Source organism: Gardnerella sp. DNF01159, from assembly GCF_049244215.1.
Classification (GTDB): domain Bacteria; phylum Actinomycetota; class Actinomycetes; order Actinomycetales; family Bifidobacteriaceae; genus Bifidobacterium; species Bifidobacterium swidsinskii.
Window position 1 is genome coordinate 1169642 of record NZ_CP058387.1, and the last position, 25760, is coordinate 1195401.

The window sequence follows — 25760 nt, forward strand, 5'->3', positions numbered from 1 at the left end:
TGCACAAATGGCTGACGAGGATCTTTTACTTGAAAACTCGTCAGCCTTTTTCTTTTTAAAATTACATGCGTTGTTCAATTGAACAATATTGATTCGTAAAATGTTATGCAAAAACGCAACTAGAAACTATCAAAAAATTCACAAAAACACTCATAAAACACAGCATGTTAACGCTCACTGTTCTCACAATGCATTATTGCAATAAAAGTGAGCTATATTACAACTCTTCGTACATACCGCACACTAAAATGAACACCGTTAATTCAAATAACGATGACCTAAATGCGTGAGTTTTCATCGCGAAAATAGCGCGGCTTAAAACGTTGCGCACGAGGTCTCACTCAAGGGAGAACCACATGACAGTCAAGATTGGTATTAATGGTTTCGGTCGCATCGGTCGTCTCGCATTCCGTCGTATTTTTGAGCTTCAAGCTCGCGGCGGTCAAGCAGGTGACATCGAAGTCGCAGCCATCAACGATCTGACCACCCCTTCGATGCTCGCCTACTTGCTCAAGTATGACAGCACCCACGGCACATTCCGCCACGATGACGGCACCCCAGTTGAGGTAACCTCCACCGAAGACGCAATCGTTGTAGATGGCAAGACTTATAAGGTTTACGCCGAAAAAGACGCAAATAACATTCCATGGGTTAAGAACGATGGCGTTGAATTCGTTCTCGAATGCACCGGTTTCTACACTTCTGCAGAAAAGTCCCAGGCTCACTTGAATGCAGGCGCTAAGAAGGTTCTTATTTCTGCTCCTGCTAAGGACGAAACCACTCCAACAGTTGTGTTCGGTGTTAACCACGAAATCTTGAAGGCTTCTGACAACATTGTTTCCGCTGGTTCTTGCACCACCAACTCCATGGCCGCAATGGTGAAGTTGCTTCAAGATAACTGGGGAATCAAGTCCGGCTTCATGACCACAATTCACGCCTACACCGGCACTCAGATGATTCTCGACGGCCCACGCGGCTCCAAGCCACGCAACAACCGTTCCGCAGCTTGCAACACCATTGAGCACTCCACCGGCGCTGCTAAGGCAATCGGCAAGGTTGTGCCAGAAGTTAACGGCAAGCTCCAGGGTCACGCACAGCGCATTCAAGTTCCAGACGGCTCTGTTACCGAGTTAACTACTGTTCTTGAGAAGCCAGCAACCACTGAAGAAATTAACGACGCTTTCAAGAAGGCTTTCGAAAACTGCGAGTACTTCGGTTACAATGCAGACAGTATCGTGTCTTCTGACATCATCGGCGACACCCACGGTGGCGTTTTCGATCCAACTCAGACCGATGTGAACACTGTTGACGGTGTAACTTTGGCTCGTACCGTCACCTTCTACGACAACGAGTACGGCTTCACCTCCAACATGATTCGCACCCTTCTTTACTTCGCTGAAATCTCCGAGTAATTTCGCTAAGCATCAATCAGCAATAGCTGGTTGTACGAATATTTAATATATCAAAAACCCCTTGTGCTGCTTTCTAAGCTACACAAGGGGTTTATATGTTAAGTCAACAGTCGGTATAGCATATCATGTAACAGAATTTGATGGCTGAGTATAAGGCACGGTAACAAAATGAGTAAAAAACATGCAGAAACCGGAAAAGCAACTCCTGCTATTGCGCAACTCGAAAACGCAGGCATCACCTTCCGCATAGCGCAATACGAGCATGACGCTGATCACATGGACGACGGCTACGGAATTGAGGCTGCTGAGAAGCTAGGCGTAAGCGCAGCTCAAGTTTGCAAAACTCTTATGGTTGACACTGGTGAAAAGCGAGTGGTTGGAATTGTTCCAGTAAACGGACGTCTCAATATGAAAGCAATTGCAGGAGCCGTACACGCAAAGAAAGCAAGTATGACAAGCCCAGAAGTTGCGCAACGAGAAAGCGGCTACGTAGTTGGCGGAATTTCACCATTCGGACAAAAAACGCACCATGAAACAGTACTAGATAGTAGCGTAATGCAATTTGATGAGATTCTTGTTTCTGGAGGAAAACGAGGATTGGACGTAGTTCTTAATCCTCAAGATATCGTAACATTATTAAACGCAACTGTAGCTGATATAGCAGCATAAGCAACATAAGCTTTATTACTGCAAATATTGCTACCAACAAGTGATTACTCGCACGGGATTAGTACGTTGGCAAATATAACGTCTTGGCAACGTGCGATAATCCCTAAGGTTGTTCATTAATCGTTAAGGAGTGCATTATGGGTATGCGTGGCCGCAAGCGCAAGGCGCGTCGTAAAAAAGCAGCGAATCATGGTAAAAGACCAAATGCTTAAACTATAAATTCGCTTATACATACTGTAAAGCCCACGTCAATCGTGGGCTTTTTCGTTTTAACATACTTTTATTCACTAGAATAATCAGAAAGCTCACGTTTGAGTTGCATGCGAGCGCGGTTAAGTCTGCTCATAACAGTTCCTATTTTTACGCCTTCTTCTTGGGCAATTTGTTTATAAGATTTACCTCGAATAGCGACTTCAATAAAAACTTTTCTACGCTCAGGCGGCAACTTACTAAGCGCCGCAATAATCTCTTGTGGAGCAAACCCTTCTAAATATTCTTGTTCAGCAGAAAGCATTCCTTTTGCGCAATGATTAGAAGCCTCATAGATATCCCAATCATTGTAGTCACCAGTTTCATCGTTAGCACGTTTAGGGCTTCGTTTTGCTTTCGCGTACTGATTAAAATACAAATTTCGTTCAATCCTGTTAATCCAGGCAGCAAAATTCGTGCCAAGCTGAAAAGTTTCAAAAGATTTAAGAGCGCGCTCAAAAGTATCTTGCACTAAATCTTGCGCATCCTGCGCATTTTGCGTAAGACGCATAGCTTGAGTGTACAAAGGATCAACGCAAGTAGATACAAGTTGTTCAAATCTTTTGCGTCGACTTTCCATTGCAGAACTTTGCTTAGTATCTACTAAACGATCACTAAATAAGCGAGCATTACAATTTTTTGCATTTTGTTTTTTAACTCTTACGCTTTTAGAGCACATAACATTTGTCTTCTCGATTTGCTCACTCATATAGTCAATAATACTTTTACTTTGCACATATCGCTACTGATTTATCGTATTGCATAGTGTAGCGCAGCGCGAGATGGTAACACATCGCAGCACAATAACGCAGCGCGGCATAGTGTGACATTGCGTGACATTGCGGTAGTATTGTGACTATGCCAACTCATATTCAAGAATTGTTAAATGCTTTAGATTTAGCACCTAAGCAAGATGAGAATACATTACTTGCTGAATCATGGTTACTTGGTTTCGACACTGAAACTACAGGTGCAAATATTGGTAAAGATGCCATTGTTTCTGCAACTCTAGTATTACGCAATCCTGAACTAGCTCACACTGGAGATGTGGTATCAACTTGGTTAATTAACCCTCATCAGCCTATGAATCCTAAAGCAAGCGAAGTAAATGGTTTCACAGATGAATACCTCAAAGAACACGGCGGAGAGCCTGAAGAAGAACTTGAATTCCTTGCACGTGCAGTAAGCATGGCTCAAGCTAAGAATATTCCACTACTTGCTTATAACGCTCCATTTGATATTGCAATGTTACGTCACGACTTGAAGCATTGGCATCTTACTGCGCTAGAAGAACGCGCAACTTGTTCAATACATGCACTAAACGCTAATGACATTCTTACTGTTGACCCTCTTGTTATCGATAGGGCTGTTTCTAGAAGATCCGGCAAGCGTACTCTCACTATTACATCTCAGTTTTACGGGGTTGAACCAATCGGAGATTTCCACGATGCTACAGCAGACACAGTTGCAGCTCTTGATTTGATTGCTCCAATGAGCAAACTATATGAGTCAGTAAGTTGCATGAGGCTGAATACTATGATGGATTGGCAGCGCGAAGCTTATATTAATTGGCGAGATAGCTTCAATCAATGGCTGCAATCTCACGGACGTGAGCCTATTACTGGAACATGGCTATAAAACATTTGGTGAAAAGAAGTAAATTATGATCATGCATAACACGTTGTCATTAGCGAGCGCAAGTGAAATTTTGCAGCACTATGGTTTGTTGCGCGAAATGATTCAATATGGTAAAGCAGAAGATACTAATAGTGTTAATAGTGCTAATACTAAAGAAAAAACTATAGACTCTACTCATTCTCGCAATGAAATATGGTCTTTAAATCCGTATTATTTCCCAAATATTGATGCAGATAAGTGCTTTACTAACGCAACTTACGATACTCGCGATATTAAATCTGGAACACTTCTGTTTATTAAAGGCAATTTTAAGTCGGAATATCTTTTAGATGCAGACAACAAAGGACTTACTGCATATGTTGCTGAACAAAGCTACGCACAATACACAAAAGCTGTTGGTTTAATTGTTACGGATGCTAAAAAAGCAATGAGCGTGCTTGCAGCAGCATTCTTTGGAAATCCACAAGAAAAACTCACTATTGTTGGAATTACTGGAACTAAAGGCAAAACAACTACAGCCTACTTTACTCACGCTATCCTAAACTCCCATTCGCACGGTAAAGCAGCACTGTTTTCTTCAGTAGATAATTGCGTAGACGGAAAAAATTACGTTGAATCTAATTTAACTACTCCTGAAAGTTTTGATGCTTTCAAAATGATGCGCGAAGCTGTAGATAACGGCATGAAGTATCTTGTTATGGAAGTTTCTTCGCAAGCTTATAAGGTGAATCGCGTATACGGTCTTAAATTCGATGTTGCAGCATTCTTAAACATTAGCCCAGACCACATTAGCCCTATTGAGCACCCAACTTTTGAAGATTACTTGTATTGCAAACGACAAATTATTGCAAATACTAAGCGTTTAGTACTAAATTCTGATACAGATCACGCAGATCTTCTTTTACAAGATGCGGAACGCAACAATGTGCTCGTAACAACTTTTGCTCGCATTAAAAAAGATGAAATAGAAGGCGATGCTTGCGAAAATGACAATTTCGATGATCTTGACGACGATCGCATAAATTATTGCGCGCCTGCTAACGATGACGATTACACGGAATTACTTACTCCTGACTACATTGCAATGCCAGTAGAAAATAGTGAATCACATTGCATCGCTATGCGAGACTCAAGCGAAGACGACGACTATGAAGATAACGACTACGAAGAAGACGTGCACTACTGCCCTATTGACGAATTCGCATTGTCTATTGCAGGAGATTTTAACTACGAAAATGCTTTAGCTGCAATCGCTATTGCAGGAGAATTGGGAATTAATCAGGATACTGATTTACACGCACTACACGCTATTGAGAATGTGAAAATTTCTGGACGCATGGAAGTTTTCAAAGACACGCACTCAAACATGATTGCGGTTGTCGACTATGCGCATAACTACATTTCTACAAAATCAGTTCTTGACTTTGTAGAAGAACGCTACGGCAAATTTAATCCTCGAATTACGCTAATAACTGGTTCCACAGGAGATAAAGCTGTCGACCGTCGTAAAGAAATTGTTGAAGCCGCGCAAAACCGCATAGAACAGTTTATTTTCACTACTGAAGATACTGATACTGAAGACGTAATGCATATTTGCGAGGATATGCAAAGTTATGTTACGAACCCAAATGTTTCTTCACGCATTATTATCGACAGAGCTGAAGCAATAGAATGCGCTTACAACGATGCAGCAAGTAGCGAACAAAAAAATGGAAGATTAAACATTCTTCTTGCTATCGGTAAGGGCGATGAACGTTGGATTAAAAACAAACGAAAGCATGTGCCGTATGAGGGTGATTCATTCGTAATAAAGCGTCTTTTTGGTCTGTAATACGCTTATGCGAAAGTATGAAAATATACGAATAAAATAAACGCAATTACTACATAAACTAACTAACAAGCTAGCTAACAAACTAAATAACAAACAAGTTAAATAACAAATTAAAACAAATGAAGAAGATACAAATGAAGAATCAACGATTTCAACCTGTGTTACTCGGTAGCGATATAAACGCATACGGCATGGCTCGAGCATTCCATGAAGAATATGGCATTACTTCAATTGCTTTTGCGCACTTCCAACTTTCACCTACGAAATTTAGCAAAATTGTCGATGTGAGAATTGTTCCAGGCTTTGGAGAACTTCCTACATTCCGCAATACAATGCTTAATTTTGCTAAATCATGGCATCAAGAGCATCCTAATACCAAACTTCTGCTTATTCCTTGCGGCGACGTATATGCGAACCTTCTAAGCCAATGCGGTGATGAATTGCACGAATATTTTGCTTTCCACACATTGCCAAATTCGCTCAATCGCCAGCTTAGCCTTAAAAGCTCATTCTATAAAACTTGTGAAAAATACAATCTTCCTCATCCAAAAACTAAAGTTGTAAACGCTCAAGAAGTAGCAGCGCACGCTTATGAAGATTTGCCATTCAGCTTCCCTATTGCTATGAAACCAGCGAATAGCACTAAATGGCTTGATATTGATTTTGAGGGACGTAAAAAAGCTTTTATTATCAATACTCCGCAAGAACTTGATACTCTTATTCAACGCTCGTACAAAGCTGGCTACGATGACGAAATGATTTTGCAAGACTTTATTCCTGGAGACGACAGCCGCATGCGTGTGCTAAACGCTTACGTTGATAGCAATCATCATGTGCGCATGATGTTTCTAGGACACCCTCTGCTGGAGGATCCAACTCCAGAAGCGATTGGCAATTATGCAGCTATTATTCCAGACTACAATGAAGAAGTTTTCCAAAATATTAAAGCATTTTTGGAAGATATACATTACGTTGGCGTAGCTAATTTTGATATGAAATACGATGAGAGAGACGGAAAATATAAGCTTTTTGAAATCAATTTACGCCAAGGCCGTTCAAGCTATTTCGTCACTTTAAACGGATTTAATATTGCTAAATATTTTGTTGAAGATTTAATTGACCATAAGCCTTTTGACGGAAATACTGTGTTCGGTCGTGGAGAAAAGTTGTGGATGGAGATTCCGCGATCGATATTTTGCAATTATGTAGCAGAAGGCGATGAAAAGAAGCGCGGTCTTAATATGATTCGTCGCGGCGATTGGGGCACTACGCTAGAATATAAAAAAGATATGAATCTGCTACGCTGGTTGATGATTCGTCATATGTTTTCAATTTACACAAGGCGTTACGCAGAATTTTTCCGCAATAAAGCGTGAAAATTATTACGTAACTTTGAAGGGAATATGAGACAATGAAACGTCCGTTTTTTGCTGTACTTGGCGGCATGGGCACACTTGCAACAGAAAGCTATATTCGTTTACTTAATAAAGAAACGCATGCACATAACGATCAAGAGTTTTTAGATTATGTGGTATTCAATGATGCTTCTGTGCCAGATAGAACAGCATATATTGTTGGCGAATCATCCGAAAGCCCATTCCCTACTCTTGCAGACGACATAGCTAAAGCAACTGCGATGGGTGCTTCATTTATTGTGCTCACGTGCAATACTGCGCATTACTTTTACGATAAGTTCCAAGCACTTACCGACGTGCCAATTATACATATGCCGCGTGGTGCTGTAGCTGAAGTTTCTAAACGTTACCCAAAGTCTAAATGTAACCGTATTGGATTCTTAGGTACTGCAGGGTCGCGTAAAGCTGGAGTGTATCAGCGCGCTATAGAAGAAGCAGGATACACATTCGTAGCACCCGACGACGATTTACAAAAACGCATTACATCACTTATTTATGATGATGTAAAAGGCACAGGTAATCTTAATTTACGCCGTTACGAGTCCGTTTTAAGCGACATGCTTGACCCTGCAGGAGCGTGCCGTTGCGACGCACTTATTTTGGGTTGCACAGAATTAAGCGTACTTAATGAAGCTTTTCCTCTTCCGCAAATACCGTTAGTTGACGCTCAAGCAGTACTTGTAAAAAATACTGTAGAAAAAGCTAAATCTTTGCGAATGAAGTAGCAGAAATAGCTTAATTTTCAGGACTCGTCAATATTCGGGTGAATTGCAACGCGCTGATCTTTAGGCTTTTTTAAATCCGGATTCACATGCTCAACAAGCATTGTGCGAGCATCTCCTGCCGTAACAAAGCTTCCGCAAATAAGCACGCCGTGACCGTAGCCCACGCCAAGCTCATCGTCTTCATCAACAAGATTCACAGCCGTTTGAATAGCATCCGGAAGCTCGTCAACGCGAATCACACGATCCCTGCCAAACACGCCTACAGCAACCTTTTCAAGATCTTCCGGATCCATTACACGGTCCCGCCAAGAATTACGCGTAACAATAATCTTCGTCAAAATAGGTTCAAGAACACCCAAGTATTCTTCAACTTGCTTATCTGCCATCATTGCCACAACGCCAATAAGCTGCTCAAAATGATAGTTTTCTTCAATAGTTTCACGAAGAGACTCGGCAGCATTCACGTTATGTCCACCATCAATAATGATTGTCGGCGAAGTACGAACCTGCTCAATACGCCCAGGAACCTTAACCTGACTTAAAGCCTCTGCAACTAAATCGCCATCCAAAGCACCACTTACAGGCAGCACAACCTCTGCAGCGGCAAGAGCTGCCAAAGCATTATGAGCCTGATGCTTGCCAAACTTGTCAACCGGAACATCCTCATAAGTGCCAAGAGGTGTACGCAAAGTAACAACCTGTCCACCAACTGCAGGAGTACGAGACACAACTTCAAGTTCGCCATCGCCATAAGAAGAATCGCGCAATAATGTAGCATGGTTGCGCTCTGCAACTTCCTTAATAATTGGCAAAACCTTAGCTTCATGCGGCTGAGGACCCAAAATAACAGTGCAATTTGGCTTAATAATACCAGCCTTCGTGCGAGCAATCTCTTCAACAGTGTTTCCAAGCCATTGCATGTGATCCATATCAACCGGCCCAATAATTGCAGCATCAGCATTCATAACATTAGTGGCATCCCATTCGCCACCCATGCCAACTTCCATAACAGCAACATCAACAGGAGCGTCCGCAAAAGCCCAAATTGCCATGGCTGTAAGCACTTCAAAAAAGCTCATTTTTGGCTTACCGTCAGCTTCCATGCGAGCGTCAACCATGTCGATAATGTCTTTCATTTGATCCCACACATCAACGAACTGATTGTCACTAATTTCCTGTCCGTCAATCATAATGCGCTCGTTTACGCGCTCCAAATGTGGAGAAGTATATAATCCGGTTCGCAAACCGTATGCTCGACAAATTGACTCAGCCATTCGAGCAGTAGAACCTTTGCCGTTCGTACCAGTTATGTGAATAACACGCATAGACTGCTCTGGATGACCTAAAATATCGAGAATAAGACGCATGCGATCCAAGTCGAGATTAGTTTTATTGTGTTCTGGAGCTCGACTCATAATATTGCGTTCGATATCAACAATTCGCTCATTATTGCGATTTGGATTTTCAATAGACATAACTACTCCCCCTAATTTTTACGCTCGCTTACTCATTTTCCAACAATCTAGATTAGTTGATACCAACAACACACGCATATAAATATGTTGTGACAATATTCACATAGCAAAAGCGTTTTATACGCACTTTGTAAATTGCGTATAAAATCTTGCTATTTTGCACTAAAAAACTCGCATAAAACACTAAATAAGACTATGTTAGTTTATTGACTGTTTATTTACTATTTGTATAATTTGCGCAAGCAAAAATTAACAAGCAAAAATTAAGGAGTCTCATAATGGCAGAATATACGCCAACTGAGCACGGCGAAGAGCTAAAAGCTGACGGCACGCAAAAGGCAGAAGATCGCGTAAATAACCGTTCACTTCGTCCAAACAGTGATTCTTTTAAAGATTTTATGACGAATAACTGGGATAACCAGGAGCCAGAAGTTAAAGCTCTTGAATCTAGCAAGTACATTCCAGCTCGTTTAGAGGCTCTTTCAAAGCGTTTCCCAGGTGAACGTTTAGTTATTCCTGCAGGACAACCAAAGGTGCGTAATAACGACTGCGATTATGCTTTCCGTCCAGACACTACATTTGCTTACTACACTGGCTTAGGTCAAGACTATGAGGCTGGTGCTGTGCTTGTTATGGAGCCAGTCAGCGAAGACAGCGAAGAAGCTAAGGCTGGAAAAACGCATGTACCTGAGCTTTTTGTAGCTCCACGCGCAGATAACAGCACTTCAGCATTTTACAAGGATCCTCACTACGGAGAATATTGGGTTGGTCCTCGCGCAGGCTTAAAAGAACTTAAAGCAATGACTGGCATTGAAACGCGCGATATTGCAGAACTTGATGACGCTATTGCAAAGAACGTAAGCGACGATGCTAATGGTGAAGGCATTCGCGTGCGAATTGTTCGAGAAACCGATCCTGAGCTTACTGCAAAAGTTGAAACAATGCGAGAAGCAAGTGGATTTACTGATGAAGATGCAAACACTTGCGCAGACGATAAATTGCACGAATTCGCTGCAGAAGCACGAATGCTTAAGGACGACTACGAAATTCGCGAAATGCGCAAAGCTATTGCCGCCACAAAACTTGGTTTTGACCGCATGCTTACGCGTTTGCCTAATGCTTTGGGTCATGAGCATTCCGAGCGCATGATTGAGGGTGCTTTTAATTCTGTTGCTCGCGAAGAAGGCAACGAAGTAGGCTACGACACTATTGTTGCTTCAGGCAAGCACGCGCCAATTTTGCACTGGATGCGCAACACTGGCGTTGTTTCCAGCGGAGAATTGCTACTTATTGATGCCGGCGTTGAAGTTAACAGCCTCTACACTGCTGACATTACACGAACTTTCCCAACGAACGGCAAATTCACTGACTTACAAAAGAAGCTTTACCAGTGCGTTCTTGACGCTCAGCAAGCCGGTTTTGAGGCTGCTAAACCAGGTGCAACCTACTCCGATATTCACCATGCTTGCATGCGCGTTCTAGCCGAACACTTGCACGAATGGGGAATTTTGAAAGTTAGCGTTGAAGAATCACTTTCGCCAGAAGGTCAACAGCATCGTCGTTGGCACGCTTGCGGCGTTGCTCATCATCTTGGTTTGGATGTGCACGATTGCGCACAAGCACGCTACGAGTCTTATCAGAGCGCAAAAATTACTCCAGGAATGATATTCACTATTGAGCCAGGATTATACTTTGCAGCTAACGATTTGATGCTACCGGAAGAAATGCGCGGAATTGGAATTCGTATTGAAGATGATGTACTAATGACTGAAAACGGTCCAGAGTGGCTTTCTATTGACATTCCAAAGCAAATCGATGATGTAGAAGCATGGATGGCTGAACAAGCTCACAAAAGTGATATTTTTCAGCATTAAGCAATAAATCAAAATAATAGAAAAATATAATAAAAAAGAATAATAATAATATAGTACGCCAGCATAAGCTAAGTTAAACGTACACAATATAGCACTTATGGTGCGCTCTATAGAAACGTAACACGCATTGCGCATATTACTTATCGAAAGGGCGCACCATAATTGTTCGTATAGCATTTTTACAAGCAAAATTTGCATCAAAATGCTTTTGAAGAAGCGAGAAGATATTTAGTAAAAAGTATAGCTCTACAAACTTGCTGCACTGACGCGTGCGAAAGGAATATTATGACTAAGCCAATTGTTCTTTCACTCGGCGAACTTTTATGGGATTTGCTTCCACACGGAAAACGTGTTGGCGGAGCACCAGCAAATTTTGCATATCATGCACAGTGTCACGGAGCGCAAAGTTGCATGATTAGCGCTGTTGGTCAAGACCAACTCGGCGATGAGCTGATTGACAAAGTGAACAAAGCTGGCATCGCTTCAATTATTCAACGCAACGCTTGGCCAACAAGCACTGTAGAAGTAACACTAAAAAATGGAATACCAGAGTACACTATTCTGCGAAATATAGCATGGGATCATATTCTTTACACTCGAGAACTCATTGATTTAGTAGAACGAGCAGATGCAGTATGCTTTGGCACTCTAAGCTTACGTTCTCAAGAAACTCACGACACAATTTTGCAATTGTTAAAGCATACTAAGCCTGGAGCAATGAAGTTCTTCGATATTAACATTAGAAGCGATCACTACTCTAAGGATCTTATTGACACATTACTTCAAGAAGCAACAGTATTTAAGCTTAACGATTCGGAACTATTCTTATTACGCGATATGTTCAATATTCGCGACACTTCAGACGAGGAAGCTTGCAAGTGGTTCCAAGCTCGTTACGGACTAGATTATGTGATTCTTACAGGCGGCTCTACTTTTAGCACGATTACTACTAGCACTGGAGAAAGCTCAACTATCCCAACTCCACACGTTGAAGTTCTTGACACAGTTGGTGCTGGAGACTCGTTCTCAGGAACATTTGCAGCGCATATTCTTAAGGGAGAAAGCTTGCAAGAGGCGCATCGCGCAGCTGTTAATACTGCAGCATTTGTGTGCACTCAAGAAGGAGCATGGCCTAAGTATCCAAAACAAATACCAGATTACTTGTCAATGGCAGAAAATAACAAATAAAACAAAAAATAAAATTTAAATTATAAGATGCAAAAATGCCACTTCATAAATCATAATGAAGTGGCATTATTAATATCTTGTGGGGCCTCAGGGGCTTGAACCCTGGACCGACGGATTATGAGTCCGCTGCTCTAACCGACTGAGCTAAAGCCCCACGCTAACAAAGTTAGCAACGACTAGATTAGCACATACCCATAAACGTCGCCAACTCAGTGAGTCGAATTTTTGACCTTGCTTAGGGTTACTGAGCTTGAAATCCCGATGATTTCAAGCTCGGTCAGAGCGTCCAGATGCGAAGTTATCAAGAGCACCAGTTTTACGCAAAGCCAAATACACAAACCACACAAGCACTCCAGAAAGCAACAATCCACTAATAAGCTCTGTAATCATATGAATCGTAATATAAGTAGAAGCTTTGGCCTGATACTTAGTGAAGCTTAAGAACACACCATACTCAAAAGCCACAAGCAAACCAGAAAGAGCACTCAAAGTCAAATTAAACTTTCGCAAACGGAAAATTAAGAACGGAATCTCCGCAAACACACCCTGTAAAAGTGCGGAAATAAGCGTATCTCGCATATTAAACGGAGTTCCAAGTAGCACCTGTACAAATGCTGCAACAACATTTACATACACTGCAGAACCTGGCTTACGAATAAGCAAAACTGCAAGAGTTCCAGACAAATACCAAACACCATGCGTGATGCTTGCAAAACCAGGAAGAACAGCTGCATTCAAAGTACGAATCAAAGGAATAAACACCAAGCCATAGCCATACAAGATAACGCCAAAAACAGCAGCAAGAGCAGCACCTAATGCGATATCTGCAACACGCCAACGCATGCTCACAACCCTATTAATACTAGAAGCAGCATTACTATCCACTTGATCCGTTACACAATTAGATGATTCTAACCCATTATTATTTGTATTGAAAATATCGCTCATAGGAAATCCTTTTTTAAGCTGCTGCGCATTGTAAATTACTGAATTGAATACTTCCTGACCTACGCAGCCCGGGCAGAAGTACCAATGAGAAAGTGTATCACCTCTAAAAAGCACAACATACCTTTTGTGATATTTAATACATTGTCAGATCTTATATCGATTTATAGAAAAAATATATGAAAAACTAATTGCTGCGCAAAATACGAAAAATAGGGTAAGCAGCAAAAATAGAAATACGAATATCAGAAATACAAAAAATGAAAAACGCCGCTGAAAACCCAGCGGCGTTGTAATTTGTACCCCCTAAGAGAGTCGAACTCTTGTTGTCAGATTGAAAGTCTGGTGTCCTAACCGTTAGACGAAGGGGGCTTCGAACCAAACCATATGATATTAACACTCAAAAAAGCAGTACGCAACTCACGGCGTGTTGAGACTAAGTACAACTGCAAAGCTACGAGAACAGCGGCGGCAGAGCATTATTGTGCTATGTAGGTGAAGTCGTGAATCGTGCGACCAGCCTCCAAGCCTTTGCGCTCAAAATTCGTAAGAACTCGACCAGCAAAGCGCTCAGACTCGCTAAAATCTGCGTGCGGAAGAGCTGCTGCAGTATCAGCTGTACCTTTCCCTACATGCTCAATTGGAAGACTTGCGCTTAATTCGCCAATATTTGCAAAATCTTCGCGAGAATCCATAATCTCATGCACATGCAAAGCGTAATCCTCAATATCTGTAGCAATGCGCCACGCACCCCCTCTACGCAATGCCTGGTGTATTGTAGAGACAAGCTCTGGCTGCACAATACGACGCTTATGGTGGCGCATTTTAGGCCATGGATCCGGGAAGAAAGTCCAAACTTCTTCTAAAACTCCGCAGTCGCACGCAGCGAAGAAATCAGGAGCGTTAATTTGTGCAATACGAAGATTAGTCAAACCTTGCTTTCCAGCAAGAAGCATTGTGTGAGCAACGCCTGGATCATAAACTTCAAGCGCTAAAAAGTTAGTTTCCGGCAAACGTTCAGCTGCGGCAACAATGTTTTCGCCTTGTCCGGAACCAATTTCAACAATAAGCGGATTGTCATTCCCCCACTTATCGCTAATCCAATCATGCGTAATGTTCAAATTTTCGCGCAATCTAAATGAGCCAGGTGCTTCAGTAACGTCTAGCAGGTACTGACTTGCATAACGCTCCTGAGCGTGCTGTAAACGCGCATCTAAGCGCCCAGAACGACGCACAAACGACAATACAGTGCGTTGCTTGGCTTGCATAGTGTTTTCGTTTTCATTTTCAGTGCTCATGAGATTACTTTCGTTATTTGGGTTACATGCCTTTAGTTTAAATTCGCATGATTTTAGTCATGCTCGTACACATCGCTTTTATGCTACCAAAAAGTATAAAAAAGCAGCGAAAGTTGTTAAACAAACGCTGCTCAATTAATTCTTTAGCAAATACAATTTTAGGAGAACAAGTCACGCGCAGTATTGTCGTTCGGAGCATCCTCCACTTTGATATTCACTTGTGCCGGGCTTAGCAAAAATACCCTAGGAGTCACACGCTCAATAGAACCGCGAACACCAAATACAACTCCAGCAGAAAAATCAACAATACGATACGCAACCGATTCAGTTACACCAGTAAGGTTTAAAACCACTGGAACACCGTCACGCAAAGCACGACCCACCATTTGCGCATCATCGTAAGACTTAGGATGAATTGTAGTAATACGACTCATACGACTAGCATTCGCACGAGCAGAACCACCACGCAAATCATTACCATGTTGCGACACAGCAGGAGTTACCGAGCGATCATTATCGAATGACGTTTCTTGAACATCAGATTCAGCATAATCATCATCCTCAGGCACATCTGCCATACCAACGTATGACATCACGTTCTTCATAAAGCCAGCCATGAAGCAACCCTCCTCTCGTTACGCTTAACGCAGAAAATCAGGAATATCTAATTCGTCAGGTTCAGCAGGCTGCTGTACAGGAGCTGCCGCAGGAGAATATTGCTGATGATTCATCGCAGGCTCAAACATAGAAGGCATAGAAGCAGGTTGTTCTACTTGTGGAGCAGCTTGAGCTTCCTCTTTGAAAGATGAGGTAGACTGTGCAGGAGCTACAGGCTTAACATCTGCTTGCATATCAACAAACTGACCAGCTTTAGCCGAGGACTCCTCCGCCTTAGGATGAGCATCAAATCCAGCAGCAATAACCGTAACTCGAACCTCATCGCCGTAAGAATCATCGAGGGAAAGACCCCAAATAATTTGAGCTTCTGGATGAATAGCTTTACGAACAAGTTCAGTTGCAGCAGAAGCTTCCTGAAGCTTCAAATCACTTGGACCTGCGATATTAATCAAAGCACCGTGAGCACCCTCAATGCTTTCTTCCAGCAATGGGGAGCTAATAGCAATTTCAGCTGCCTGAGTTGCACGATCCTCGCCTTTTGCAGCACCAATACCGAACAGTGCGGTACCTGCTCCGCGAAGAACAGCTGTAACATCAGAGAAATCAACATGAATGTAAGAATTCATGGTAATTAAATCAGTAATGCCTTGCACACCTGCGAGCAACGCAGTATCTGCCGTCTTAAATGCTTCAATAATTCCAATAGTACGATCAGAAATTTCCAAAAGACGATCGTTTGGAATAACAATCAACGCGTCAACTTCTTTGCGAAGATTCTCGATACCAAGTTTTGCAGATGCAGCACGTTGCGGTCCTTCAAAACCGAATGGACGTGTAACAACAGCAATAGTCAAAGCACCTTGCTGATGAGCTGCACGAGCCACAATTGGGCTTGCACCAGTACCCGTGCCGCCGCCTTCACCGCAGGTAACAAACACCATGTCAGCACCCTTAAGTGCCTCTTCAATGTCTGATTGATGATCCTGCGCAGCCTTAGCACCCTTTTCAGGATCAGCACCAGCACCCAAGCCTCGGCTCGAAGCATCAGATAATGAAATCTTTACATCAGCATCAGAACGCAGTAAATCTTTAGCGTCAGTATTAATGGCCACAAACTCTACATTCTGTAGACCCTCGCTGATCATCCGATTGACGGCGTTACCGCCGGCACCACCGACGCCGACTACCTTGATGATGGTTTTGTCGTTGAAATTGTCAGTCTGGGCAATCTCGCTCACCGTTATCTCCTGTCACTCACGCACGTTTACACAATATTTTAGCGTAAAACGCTCGATACTGACGACGTTTTCACAATAAACTGAAAAAATGTCACTGCTTTGATAATACACCGTGCTATATGCAAATATGAGCACAAGGTGATTTTAATAGAACATTATCGAAATAATCAGTGCAAAAAAATGACGAAAGCCCTAGAAAATACTAGTAACTTGCATCCATTGGATCGTCACCAAATAACGCCTCTCGCTCTTCGTGACTAGTTGTACGAGAATCTAACCACCCATACGGCAAATGAACTTTTTTAGCAAATCTAACTCGTCCACGCGGCGTGTCTAACACCTTTTTTGGCAAACAAAGAGAACCATCAAGCATATCGAGATTACGTTGAACATCCTCAATCGACTCGCACTCCATAAACGCTTTACGAGTGCCACCACCAACAGGAAAGCCCTTTAAATACCAAGCAATATGCTTACGCAAGTCGTGAACAGCCATACGCTCGTCGCCATCATAAAACTCAACTAAAAGATTTAAGTGGCGCAAAATAACGGAACCAACTTCTGTCAAAGTAGGATTCACACGATTATCGCTACCTTCGCAAGCATTGCGAATATCAGCAAACAACCATGGGCGACCCTGGCATCCTCGACCGATAGCAACGCCAGCGCAGCCAGTTTCTTTAAACATTGCGAGCGCATCTTCCGCACCCCAAATATCACCATTGCCAAAAACCGGAATATCAAGCGTCTCTACAAGCTCACCAATACGCTGCCAGTCTGAATGACCACCGTAATATTCTGCAGTTGTGCGAGCATGCAAAGTTACAGCAGCGCATCCTTCTTCTTGCGCAATATGACCAGCTTGAATAAAAGTTTCATGATTCTCGTCAATACCAACACGGAATTTAGCTGTAACAGGGATTCCTGCAGGTTCGCAAACAGAAACAACGCGATGCAAAATTTCTTGCAACAAATCAGTTTTCCAAGGAAGAGCAGAACCGCCGCCACGTCGCGTCACTTTTGGAACTGGACAGCCGAAGTTTAAGTCAACGTGATCAGCCATGTTTTCGTCGACAACAATTCGAGTAGCTTGTTCTACAATAGAAGGATTTACACCATAAAGCTGCAAAGAGCGCACTTTTTCGCTAGGCGCAAAACGGCAAAGTCTAAGCGCTTTTGGATTTCGTGCAACTAATGCTCTAGCCGTAATCATTTCTGCTACGTAAAGCCCGTCCGGACCAAATTCTCGGCAGATTACGCGAAATGGCCAGTTGGTAATTCCAGCCATTGGAGACAAAACAACAGGAGTAGCAATATGAACTTTCCCTAAATCCACTGGTTTTATAGAAAAATTCATATTGCTTTAACTCCATTCACTTTAATAATAATTTTGCTTATTAGTGCTTAAGCACTACTCGCTTAAGCACTACTCAAACGCGTATTAGTACAATCCGCCAGCAGTAGCGATTTGTACAGGCTTAGACTCGTCTTCGCCAGCTTCTTTAGCAATATCCGTAGCACCGTCGGCTGCACGAGTACCAACAATCTCAACAGGTCCTTGCGGATACTTAACGCGCTTTTCGTTAATTCGGCTAGCAACGTAATCTGCAACCTTGTCCAAAGAAACGCGCTCTTGTTGCATGGTGTCGCGCTCGCGAATTGTAACAGCATGATCTTCCAAAGTATCGAAGTCGACTGTTACGCACAAAGGAGTACCAATTTCGTCCTCACGACGATAGCGGCGACCAATAGCTCCAGCCTCATCGTAATCGATAACCCAATCATGCTGACGCAAATCTGCAGCCAAATCTTGAGCAACAGCTTGCAATTCTGGCTTCTTGCTCAAAGGCAAAACTGCAGCTTTAACAGGAGCCAAACGAGGATCAAGTCGAAGAACAGTGCGCTTGTCAACTCCGCCCTTAGTGTTTGGAGCTTCGTCAACGTCGTAAGCATCAACCAAGAATGCCATAAGCGAGCGCGTAAGACCAGCCGCAGGCTCAATAACATAAGGCACATACTTTTCGCCAGTAGCCTGGTTAAAGTAGCTCAAATCCTCGCCGGAATGCTTAGCATGAGCAGACAAATCGTAGTCAGTACGGTTTGCAATACCCTCAAGCTCTCCCCAATCCGAACCTTGGAAGCCGAATTTGTATTCAATATCGACAGTGCGCTTGGAATAGTGGCTGAGCTTCTCCTTAGGATGCTCATACATGCGCAAGTTTTCTGGCTTCACACCCAAATCAACATACCAACGCACGCGAGTGTCAATCCAATACTGGTGCCAAGCTTCGTCGGTTCCAGGCTCTACGAAGAATTCCATTTCCATCTGCTCAAACTCGCGAGTGCGGAAGATGAAGTTTCCAGGCGTAATTTCGTTGCGGAAAGACTTACCAATATTTGCAATACCGAAAGGTGGCTTTTGACGAGTAGAAGTCATGACATTCTTAAAATCAACGAAAATGCCCTGAGCTGTTTCTGGACGCAAATAATGCAAGCTATTTTCGTCTTCAACCGGTCCTAAATGAGTGCGAAGCATCATGTTGAAGTCGCGTGGCTCAGTCCAGTTTCCGCGAGTACCGCAATCTGGGCAAGCAATGTCTTTTAAGCCATTTTCTGGCATTTTATCGCCATGCTTTTCAGCATAAGACTCTTCCAACTTATCTGCACGATGACGCTTATGGCAATTCAAGCACTCAATCAAAGGATCGTTAAACACGGAAACGTGACCGGAAGCAACCCACACCTGTGAAGGCAGAATAACGGAAGTATCCACACCAACAACATCTCCACGCGTGGTCACCATGTAGCGCCACCATTCGCGCTTGATATTATCTTTCAACGCAACACCGAGTGGGCCATAATCCCACGCAGAACGCGTGCCACCGTAAATTTCGCCGGCTGGGAACACAAATCCTCGACGCTTAGCCAAGGAAACGACTTCATCAAGCTTTGAAACAGCCACAATACACCTTTTCGTAAAAACTAGAAAATTCGGGTGAAAACGTTGCTATTATAGAAAAACCCTGTGACGCTTGTAAAATTGTTAAAGTAATGCAAATTTATAGGTTTGTTGACGCATTATTTGGCGTTGTCTTGTTTTGCTAGATTTGCGTAAGATTACGATTTTAAAGGGATTGTTACTATGAGTGAAAATAATAACGAGAATACAAACGACCACGCGAACGAGCACAGAACTAACACGGTCGCGGCGTTGTGCATTGCTCCAAGCGGAGTCGGAGACGAGTTGAGCGAGTACGTGGCAGATGCCGTACAAGTAATTCGCGATTCTGGATTAAAGAACGAAACTAACGCAATGTTTACGAATATTGAGGGCGAATTTGATGACGTTATGCGCGTTGTGAAAGATGCTACGATGACTTTAGTTAGTAAAGGATACCGTACTGGAGTAATACTAAAATTAGATATTCGCCCTGGTTTTAGCAATCAAATTGACGCAAAAAGTGCGCTTGTAGATAAGATTCTCGACGAACGAAATAAAGAAGAATAAAACTGAAATCAAATAATCTCAAATAATCTCAAAACTCGAAAAAGTTATAATAAAACAAAAGAAAGCAGGAATTTATGCTGCAACTTACGGCAGTTCAGAAAATATTATCCGATTTAGATGAAACCCAAAGAGAACGAGAAAAACAATACAAATACTTTCATCAACATCCTGAACTGTCAATGAAAGAAGATCATACAGCTCAAACAATTATTGATATTCTTAGCGAAGCTGGGATTGAAACAAAGCGAGTTGGAAAAACAGGCGTTGTGGCAGAGATTAAAAACGGCGAAGGTCCTGTTGTTGCTATGAGAGCGGATATCGATGCGCTTCCAATTAAAGAAAATTCAGGAAAAGATTACACTTCAACAGTTAGTGCGCAAGACGAAAATGGCAAAACGGTTGAAGTTTCACACGCTTGCGGTCACGATTTTCATATTTCCAGCCTACTTGGTGCCTTGAAGGCTTTTAATGAGCATAAAGATGCTTGGAAAGGAACGTATATTGGCGTTTTTCAGCCTGGAGAAGAAACAGCTCAAGGCGCAAAAGACTTGGTGAAAAATGGCATTATGAGCATGATTGCAAAGCCTGACGTTTACCTTGGTCAGCATGTGTTGGGCACTATTCCTGCAGGAACAGTCGGTATTCGTTCGGGCGCGTTCTTAACTACTGCAGCTTCGATTCGCGTGCACATTTTTGGTAAAGGTTCGCATGGTTCTATGCCTGAGTTGAGCGTTGACCCGGTGGTTGTTGCTTCGTCAATTGTGCTTAAATTGCAGACGATTGTTTCTCGCGAACTTGCAGCTAAAGATTACGCAATTGTTACAGTTGGCGCGCTTAATGCAGGAAGTAAGTCGAATATTATTCCTGATGATGCCGAGCTTTTAATTAACACAAGAACTTATAGCGAAGATACTCAAAAATTTGTGCACAATGCTATTGAACGAATTGTGCGTGGAGAGTGCGAGCTTGCAAGATGTCCTAAAGAACCAGAGTTTACGTATTATGATTGCTATCCGCTTACAAATAATGATCAGAATGCATCTTTGCGCGTGCGTAAAGCTTTTGATGAATACTTTGGAGAAGATTCTGTAGATATTTCGCGCGCTTCTGCTTCGGAAGATTTTTCTATAGTCGCGAACGCTTTTAAAACTCCTTACGCTTACTGGGGCTTAGGTGGTTTTGCGGATATGCAGAATGCTCCTGGAAATCACAATCCGGCATTCGCCCCAGATTTGCAGCCCACTCTTAATCGCGGATTAGAAGCTGCAGTTGTGGCAGCTTGCGCTTGGCTCACTAGCGAAAAGTAACAAATCTTAGTGAGATACTAGGCGTTTTTTACGCCACCAAACCTGCGGTCGCGATGCGCATAGCGGTCAATCGACCTCCACAGCACTTCGCGGCCGTAATCCGGGAATAGTTCCGGCACAAAATCAAGTTCCGCGTAGGATGCTTGCCAAGGCAAAAAGTTGCTAGTGCGCTGCTCGCCGGAAGTGCGAATCACCAAATCGCAATCTGGAATATCCGGATTATACAAGTGCTCAGCAATCATTTTTTCACTTACACGATCGCCTTTAATTTTGCCATTTTGAATTTCTTTCGCGATTTGCGCGCAAGCATCCGCAATTTCTGCACGACCGCCGTAATTTATGCAAAAAACAACGTCAATAGTTTTATTATTTTTGGTGATTTCTTGCGCTTTTTCCAACTCGTCAATAACAGACTTCCACAATCTAGGGCGCCTTCCTGCCCAACGAACGCGCACTCCCCATTCGTTCATTTGCGCAACTCTGCGGTGAATAATATCCCTAGAAAATCCCATTAAAAAGCGCACTTCTTGTGGAGATCGCTTCCAATTTTCGGTAGAAAAAGTGTACAAGCTTAAGTAACGAACTCCTGCTTCTATAGCTCCTGCAATAACGTCAAAAACTACCGGTTCTGCAGCTTTGTGACCTTCGGTTCGAATCATTCCGCGCTCTTTTGCCCAGCGTCCGTTTCCGTCCATAATCACACCGACATGACGAGGCACTTTGCCCTTAGGAAAATCTGGTATGTGAGAAGGGTCACTAAAAGGAGCCGCTGGAATATCGAGCGACTTATAATCCACGTTTTCAAAAGCCATACTTACGAATGTAACAACCCCATCGAACGAATAGGTCGCTCAAGATAATATTCAGCCCATTGCTGAACGCATCGCATAGTAGAAGAATCAACCGACACTCCGTCAAGAACAGACCAGTTTCCTTGCGCAAGAGCACACAATTGCAAACGCGTCGAATTAGCACAAACTATTGAATCCGGAGTGTGATCACTTGCACACATCATTCCACCTGCGCAAGGCGAAAAATAGCATAAATCTTCATTTTTCCCACATACAACACAAGCTTGTAGTCGCGGAGACCACCCAGCTAATGACAATGCTCGCAATATATACGACACGCCAATAGCATCAGGAGAATGCTTATGCTTGGACAATGAAAGTAAAGCCGCAGTAAGTAGACGATACTGCCCTAGCGTATCTTGATATTCACGCCTGTATTCATCTGTATATTCGTTAGAAACAAGCAAATCCACAACTTCAAGCATGACGTTTGCATACTCATAGGACGTATAATCTGCACAAATTTCACCAGCATAAGCAGCAATAGAAACAGCCTGCGAGACTACATCCAAAGATTTACCTTGTGCAAGAAGCAAATCAACACGCATAAGCGGCTCAAGACGACCACCAAAACGTGATTTAAGCCTACGAACTCCCTTTGCAACAGCACGAACTTTGCCATGCCGCTTAGTAAGAAGCACAACAATCCTATCCGCTTCACCTAAAGGAAAAGTACGAAGCACAACAGCTTCATCGCGATACAATGGCATAAATCAAACTATATCTTTTTAATAGTTAGATTAATTACGATCGTTATTTTCCGAATCATCGTCGCCTTGAGAAGAGCTACCGAAATTAGTAGATTCATCAATATGACCAATAATTGGGAATGACAAATCTGGAATATCTAAACTCAATGGCTTACTCGGCTGCAAATTAGAAACATGCAACTCCGGAATATTAAGCGAAGAATGCTGCGAGGAATGCTGTGCAGAATCTTGAGGAGCAAATGATGGAATTGATTCATCAGGAGCAGGAGCCGCAACAGGCTTAGGCGCAGATGAATTATTGCGATTACGAGCTGCAGGAGTGAAAGAAGGAGGTAGCACAGAAGATTCAGAAGAGTTTCGCATTACTGTAGCGCTTTGCAAAAGCTCGTCATTGCTATCAGTATCGTTAAGAACATTAGAAGGCTTACTTGCAGCAGCATGAGGTGTAAATATTGCGCGCTCAGACTTATTTAACGCTTCAAACGAATCATTAGAATCTTGATTAGCATAATCTACAGGAGCAAAAATGCTTTGTTTATCATGATTTGGCACGCTAGGTATTGAGCGAGGTGCAATCTTAGACAATCTATCCGCAGTGTCTTCATCATCCACAGCATCCTCAACAGGTTTGAATATTGAAGAAGCAGAAGGTGCAGTGGCAGAAGCGGAAGAAGCTGCAGAAGCAGCACTGAAATCAGATGCAGGCTTTATTGAAGGAGCAAATGATGGAACAGGCTCTTCAGAATGGTTATAAGATTCCGTAGATTCTGAAGATTTAGCAGGCTCTTCAGCTTTAGTTACAGGAATAACAGAAGGAGGAACAGAAGCAGGAACAGAAGCAGGAGCAGAATAAGATTCAGATGCTGCTCGAGAGTATGAGGAACTACTATTATCCGCATCAACATACTGTTCTACACGCTCAAAAGATTCCAAGCTGCTAAGCAAACGCACACAAGCGTTTAAATAATAATCAACTTGACGCTCATCATAACCGTGCTTACCGTTTTTTTGCGTAAAAATCACATTAGAAACATAAGCAGAATCAATATCTTGTAATGTTTCTTTGTCCGTTTCCCACTCAAGCTCATGACCAAGCATAAGAGCAATCTTATCTAATGCTTGATCGACCATAATATCCACTTGTTTACGCGCATAAGACGGGTGATGCGAAGAACCACGATCAAAACGATCGCGATAATCTCTTTGAGCATGTTGCAAAAGTTTACGATAAAGCGCTTCTACACGAGCTTTCCATGCAACTCGTCCGCATTGCGCCAATTCTTGCTCAGTGCACTTATCTACTACCGCACGTTCCAAACGCGATAACGCAGCATCAACTTGACCAATAATGTAACCATTACGCTCCAAGTCAAAAGAAACCTCTTGAATATCTTTCTGCGTAAGTCGAGCTTCATCGCTTTCGTACAAAGTGTGAGCACGCTCTAGAAAAGCATTCACCTGTGCGACGTTATATCCTAACTTACGCTTACCCACACGCTCCATTGCTGAAGCATTACGAGCGGTATCAGGTTTCTGAGCCATCGAATATCGACCTCCTGAGCACATGTTCTTATTCAGTATACTGTACGCGATTGTTACGACGCGCGCCACACGTTGCATTCGTACACACCATCATGTATGTTTTTAATTTGTTGCAAACGGGCGATTAGCTCAGCTGGCTAGAGCGCCACCTTTACACGGTGGATGTCGGGGGTTCGAGTCCCTCATCGCCCACTTTCTGCTCTTTATTTGGTTTCTGCTTTATTTGGTTTATTGTTTTATTTCACATTGCAGCTTGGCAATTTATTTGCACCACGACCAGAACCAATAGCTTTTAACGCTTTGTAAGAATCATCCAATGTTTTTACACTTACAACGCGCAAACCTTGTGGCACATGCCCAACAACTTCATTGCAATTATCGTAAGGCGCTAAGAACCAAGTAGCCCCATCTCTTTTAGCTGCAATCATCTTTAACCGAATACCACCAATTGCACCAATTTTTTGCGATTTTTCAATAGTTCCAGTTCCGGCTATCGTCTTACCACCAGTTTCTTGTTCAGGAGTAAGCTTGTCAAGAATTCCTAGAGTGTACATCATTCCGGCAGACGGTCCACCAATATCTTCAATATGTAAACGAACTTTTACATCTTCTTTTTTAATTCCAAGATGCTTAGACGCGTACTGTAACGCAACATTTTGAGCAAGGCTTTGCGAATCATTCATCTCGTTTGTGGATTCCTTCTCATACTCGTCAGCACTCTGCCCTACTGGCACAATAGCTTCACGAGGCAACAAACTTTTATGAGGATCCATCCACGAAATCAATGAATAAAATGTTGAAACCTCATATCCAGGAACACCAGAAACATTGACAGTAATCAACAATAATTTACCAGTATCATGATTTTCTTTTACTCGAGAACCAGACATATCAATCACAGGAGTATTTGATAGGGATCCTAAAACATCCTGCGTTGGACCAGGCTCTTCTACGACGTATGCACTTGGAAGCGACAACGCAAAAATCGCAACAATTACTGTAAAGAATCCTGCAAAATATCGCAAAGAATGCGAAGTAATGTACAAAACTAAAGCATGAGACAGCGAGCGCAAGGATCTAAAACACGCACGGAATACACTAGCACCTGTAGAAAAGCGAAACATGCTTGTATCATGACACAAGCCCTATATAGTTTTGCTTTAAAATATATTTGCACGCAAGTTATAGCACATAAAACCATATTATCGAGTAGAATATTTGTATTAAAAAATATTTTTATTAAGAAGATGCGCTAAACTCGCATATA

At 42.6% G+C, this 25760-nt stretch carries 23 protein-coding genes and 3 tRNA genes; 12 read left to right on the forward strand and 14 right to left on the reverse strand.

Annotation, left to right across the window (positions count from 1 at the left end; all coding sequences use genetic code 11):
- Window positions 1–356: 356 nt before the first annotated feature.
- The 3 genes from gap (at window position 357) to HXT39_RS04620 (ending at window position 2293) form a co-directional block, all read left to right on the forward strand.
- Complete coding sequence (gene gap / locus HXT39_RS04610) at window positions 357–1412, forward strand: type I glyceraldehyde-3-phosphate dehydrogenase (RefSeq protein WP_004573912.1); 1056 nt, start codon at window positions 357–359, stop codon at window positions 1410–1412.
- Window positions 1413–1580: 168 nt separating this feature from the next.
- Entirely contained in the window at window positions 1581–2081 is a 501-nt protein-coding gene (ybaK, locus tag HXT39_RS04615) for a Cys-tRNA(Pro) deacylase (protein WP_004105119.1), read from the forward strand.
- 137 nt (window positions 2082–2218) lie between these two features.
- Window positions 2219–2293 (forward strand): 50S ribosomal protein bL37, encoded by a 75-nt coding sequence (locus tag HXT39_RS04620; RefSeq protein WP_369803150.1) that lies wholly within the window; start codon window positions 2219–2221, stop codon window positions 2291–2293.
- 68 nt (window positions 2294–2361) lie between these two features.
- Here HXT39_RS04620 and HXT39_RS04625 read toward each other — a convergent pair whose 3' ends face one another.
- A complete protein-coding gene (locus HXT39_RS04625) occupies window positions 2362–2910 on the reverse strand; it encodes a sigma-70 family RNA polymerase sigma factor (RefSeq protein ID WP_421793311.1) in 549 nt (182 codons plus the stop codon).
- A 278-nt stretch (window positions 2911–3188) separates the two neighbouring features.
- Here HXT39_RS04625 and HXT39_RS04630 point away from each other — a divergent pair, with 278 nt between their 5' ends.
- The 4 genes from HXT39_RS04630 to HXT39_RS04645 all read left to right on the forward strand — a co-directional run bounded on the left by HXT39_RS04630 (window position 3189) and on the right by HXT39_RS04645 (window position 7939).
- Window positions 3189–3968, forward strand: a complete 780-nt coding sequence (locus HXT39_RS04630; RefSeq protein WP_033888658.1) for an exonuclease domain-containing protein — start codon at window positions 3189–3191, stop codon at window positions 3966–3968.
- A gap of 25 nt (window positions 3969–3993) precedes the next feature.
- Complete coding sequence (locus HXT39_RS04635; RefSeq protein WP_103013943.1) at window positions 3994–5799, forward strand: UDP-N-acetylmuramoyl-L-alanyl-D-glutamate--2,6-diaminopimelate ligase; 1806 nt, start codon at window positions 3994–3996, stop codon at window positions 5797–5799.
- Between the two features lie 134 nt (window positions 5800–5933).
- On the forward strand, window positions 5934–7175 hold the full coding sequence (locus tag HXT39_RS04640; protein WP_081378923.1) for a carboxylate--amine ligase: 1242 nt from the start codon (window positions 5934–5936) through the stop codon (window positions 7173–7175).
- A gap of 35 nt (window positions 7176–7210) precedes the next feature.
- Window positions 7211–7939, forward strand: a complete 729-nt coding sequence (locus tag HXT39_RS04645; protein WP_103013942.1) for an aspartate/glutamate racemase family protein — start codon at window positions 7211–7213, stop codon at window positions 7937–7939.
- 17 nt (window positions 7940–7956) lie between these two features.
- Here HXT39_RS04645 and HXT39_RS04650 read toward each other — a convergent pair whose 3' ends face one another.
- On the reverse strand, window positions 7957–9414 hold the full coding sequence (locus HXT39_RS04650) for a bifunctional folylpolyglutamate synthase/dihydrofolate synthase (RefSeq protein WP_103013941.1): 1458 nt from the start codon (window positions 9412–9414) through the stop codon (window positions 7957–7959).
- 278 nt (window positions 9415–9692) lie between these two features.
- Between HXT39_RS04650 and HXT39_RS04655 the strand changes: the two genes are divergently transcribed.
- Complete coding sequence (locus HXT39_RS04655) at window positions 9693–11288, forward strand: aminopeptidase P family protein (protein WP_103013940.1); 1596 nt, start codon at window positions 9693–9695, stop codon at window positions 11286–11288.
- A 285-nt stretch (window positions 11289–11573) separates the two neighbouring features.
- Window positions 11574–12476, forward strand: a complete 903-nt coding sequence (locus HXT39_RS04660) for a carbohydrate kinase family protein (protein WP_004110445.1) — start codon at window positions 11574–11576, stop codon at window positions 12474–12476.
- A gap of 80 nt (window positions 12477–12556) precedes the next feature.
- Here the strand turns inward: HXT39_RS04660 and HXT39_RS04665 are convergent.
- The 8 genes from HXT39_RS04665 to HXT39_RS04700 form a co-directional block, all read right to left on the reverse strand.
- A tRNA-Ile gene (locus HXT39_RS04665) sits at window positions 12557–12630 on the reverse strand.
- A 113-nt stretch (window positions 12631–12743) separates the two neighbouring features.
- Window positions 12744–13424, reverse strand: coding sequence for an ECF transporter S component (locus HXT39_RS04670; RefSeq protein ID WP_041160559.1), 681 nt, complete (start codon window positions 13422–13424; stop codon window positions 12744–12746).
- A 297-nt stretch (window positions 13425–13721) separates the two neighbouring features.
- Window positions 13722–13793 (reverse strand) — tRNA-Glu (locus HXT39_RS04675).
- A 107-nt stretch (window positions 13794–13900) separates the two neighbouring features.
- Entirely contained in the window at window positions 13901–14719 is an 819-nt protein-coding gene (gene trmB / locus HXT39_RS04680) for a tRNA (guanosine(46)-N7)-methyltransferase TrmB (RefSeq protein WP_012913953.1), read from the reverse strand.
- Between the two features lie 158 nt (window positions 14720–14877).
- Window positions 14878–15336: a cell division protein SepF gene (locus HXT39_RS04685; protein WP_004105139.1), complete on the reverse strand. Its 459-nt coding sequence runs from the start codon at window positions 15334–15336 to the stop codon at window positions 14878–14880.
- A 24-nt stretch (window positions 15337–15360) separates the two neighbouring features.
- A complete protein-coding gene (gene ftsZ, locus HXT39_RS04690; protein WP_012913952.1) occupies window positions 15361–16575 on the reverse strand; it encodes a cell division protein FtsZ in 1215 nt (404 codons plus the stop codon).
- 202 nt (window positions 16576–16777) lie between these two features.
- Entirely contained in the window at window positions 16778–17932 is a 1155-nt protein-coding gene (gene dusB / locus HXT39_RS04695; protein ID WP_103013939.1) for a tRNA dihydrouridine synthase DusB, read from the reverse strand.
- Between the two features lie 84 nt (window positions 17933–18016).
- The gene (locus tag HXT39_RS04700) at window positions 18017–19537 is read right to left on the reverse strand and encodes a glycine--tRNA ligase (protein WP_004105144.1); all 1521 of its coding nucleotides are present in this window, start codon (window positions 19535–19537) and stop codon (window positions 18017–18019) included.
- A gap of 180 nt (window positions 19538–19717) precedes the next feature.
- Here HXT39_RS04700 and HXT39_RS04705 point away from each other — a divergent pair, with 180 nt between their 5' ends.
- Both HXT39_RS04705 and HXT39_RS04710 read left to right on the forward strand, forming a co-directional pair.
- Window positions 19718–20083 carry an MTH1187 family thiamine-binding protein gene (locus tag HXT39_RS04705; RefSeq protein WP_103013938.1) on the forward strand — a complete coding sequence of 122 codons (366 nt, stop codon included), beginning with the start codon at window positions 19718–19720 and terminating at the stop codon, window positions 20081–20083.
- Window positions 20084–20157: 74 nt separating this feature from the next.
- A complete protein-coding gene (locus HXT39_RS04710) occupies window positions 20158–21390 on the forward strand; it encodes a M20 family metallopeptidase (RefSeq protein WP_103013937.1) in 1233 nt (410 codons plus the stop codon).
- Between the two features lie 17 nt (window positions 21391–21407).
- Here the strand turns inward: HXT39_RS04710 and HXT39_RS04715 are convergent, their stop codons facing one another.
- The 3 genes from HXT39_RS04715 to HXT39_RS04725 are packed head-to-tail and all read right to left on the reverse strand — an operon-like array spanning window position 21408 to window position 24493.
- Window positions 21408–22202 (reverse strand): isoprenyl transferase, encoded by a 795-nt coding sequence (locus tag HXT39_RS04715; RefSeq protein WP_004110536.1) that lies wholly within the window; start codon window positions 22200–22202, stop codon window positions 21408–21410.
- 2 nt (window positions 22203–22204) lie between these two features.
- A complete protein-coding gene (gene recO / locus HXT39_RS04720) occupies window positions 22205–22951 on the reverse strand; it encodes a DNA repair protein RecO (protein ID WP_004110538.1) in 747 nt (248 codons plus the stop codon).
- A 30-nt stretch (window positions 22952–22981) separates the two neighbouring features.
- Window positions 22982–24493, reverse strand: coding sequence for a DivIVA domain-containing protein (locus tag HXT39_RS04725; protein WP_012913947.1), 1512 nt, complete (start codon window positions 24491–24493; stop codon window positions 22982–22984).
- A gap of 118 nt (window positions 24494–24611) precedes the next feature.
- On the opposite strand from HXT39_RS04725, the gene HXT39_RS04730 reads away from it, so the two are divergent.
- Window positions 24612–24685, forward strand: a tRNA-Val gene (locus tag HXT39_RS04730).
- Window positions 24686–24729: 44 nt separating this feature from the next.
- On the opposite strand, the gene HXT39_RS04735 is transcribed toward HXT39_RS04730, so the two are convergent.
- Window positions 24730–25617 carry a YlbL family protein gene (locus HXT39_RS04735; protein ID WP_102703411.1) on the reverse strand — a complete coding sequence of 296 codons (888 nt, stop codon included), beginning with the start codon at window positions 25615–25617 and terminating at the stop codon, window positions 24730–24732.
- Between the last annotated feature and the right edge of the window lie 143 nt (window positions 25618–25760).

What these genes read in the sequence shown, in the direction of transcription:
- HXT39_RS04625 (WP_421793311.1), bottom strand. Translation starts at nt 2,910, where the DNA reads ATGGAAAGTCGACGCAAAAGATTTGAACAACTTGTATCTACTTGCGTT.
- HXT39_RS04685 (WP_004105139.1), bottom strand. Translation starts at nt 15,336, where the DNA reads ATGGCTGGCTTTATGAAGAACGTGATGTCATACGTTGGTATGGCAGAT.
- HXT39_RS04645 (WP_103013942.1), top strand. Translation starts at nt 7,211, where the DNA reads ATGAAACGTCCGTTTTTTGCTGTACTTGGCGGCATGGGCACACTTGCA.
- HXT39_RS04705 (WP_103013938.1), top strand. Translation starts at nt 19,718, where the DNA reads ATGAGTGAAAATAATAACGAGAATACAAACGACCACGCGAACGAGCAC.
- HXT39_RS04655 (WP_103013940.1), top strand. Translation starts at nt 9,693, where the DNA reads ATGGCAGAATATACGCCAACTGAGCACGGCGAAGAGCTAAAAGCTGAC.
- dusB (WP_103013939.1), bottom strand. Translation starts at nt 17,932, where the DNA reads ATGAATTTTTCTATAAAACCAGTGGATTTAGGGAAAGTTCATATTGCT.
- gap (WP_004573912.1), top strand. Translation starts at nt 357, where the DNA reads ATGACAGTCAAGATTGGTATTAATGGTTTCGGTCGCATCGGTCGTCTC.
- HXT39_RS04710 (WP_103013937.1), top strand. Translation starts at nt 20,158, where the DNA reads ATGCTGCAACTTACGGCAGTTCAGAAAATATTATCCGATTTAGATGAA.
- HXT39_RS04725 (WP_012913947.1), bottom strand. Translation starts at nt 24,493, where the DNA reads ATGGCTCAGAAACCTGATACCGCTCGTAATGCTTCAGCAATGGAGCGT.
- HXT39_RS04640 (WP_081378923.1), top strand. Translation starts at nt 5,934, where the DNA reads ATGAAGAATCAACGATTTCAACCTGTGTTACTCGGTAGCGATATAAAC.
- recO (WP_004110538.1), bottom strand. Translation starts at nt 22,951, where the DNA reads ATGCCATTGTATCGCGATGAAGCTGTTGTGCTTCGTACTTTTCCTTTA.
- HXT39_RS04650 (WP_103013941.1), bottom strand. Translation starts at nt 9,414, where the DNA reads ATGTCTATTGAAAATCCAAATCGCAATAATGAGCGAATTGTTGATATC.
- ybaK (WP_004105119.1), top strand. Translation starts at nt 1,581, where the DNA reads ATGAGTAAAAAACATGCAGAAACCGGAAAAGCAACTCCTGCTATTGCG.
- HXT39_RS04630 (WP_033888658.1), top strand. Translation starts at nt 3,189, where the DNA reads ATGCCAACTCATATTCAAGAATTGTTAAATGCTTTAGATTTAGCACCT.
- HXT39_RS04715 (WP_004110536.1), bottom strand. Translation starts at nt 22,202, where the DNA reads ATGGCTTTTGAAAACGTGGATTATAAGTCGCTCGATATTCCAGCGGCT.
- HXT39_RS04635 (WP_103013943.1), top strand. Translation starts at nt 3,994, where the DNA reads ATGATCATGCATAACACGTTGTCATTAGCGAGCGCAAGTGAAATTTTG.
- trmB (WP_012913953.1), bottom strand. Translation starts at nt 14,719, where the DNA reads ATGAGCACTGAAAATGAAAACGAAAACACTATGCAAGCCAAGCAACGC.
- HXT39_RS04670 (WP_041160559.1), bottom strand. Translation starts at nt 13,424, where the DNA reads ATGAGCGATATTTTCAATACAAATAATAATGGGTTAGAATCATCTAAT.
- HXT39_RS04735 (WP_102703411.1), bottom strand. Translation starts at nt 25,617, where the DNA reads ATGTTTCGCTTTTCTACAGGTGCTAGTGTATTCCGTGCGTGTTTTAGA.
- HXT39_RS04660 (WP_004110445.1), top strand. Translation starts at nt 11,574, where the DNA reads ATGACTAAGCCAATTGTTCTTTCACTCGGCGAACTTTTATGGGATTTG.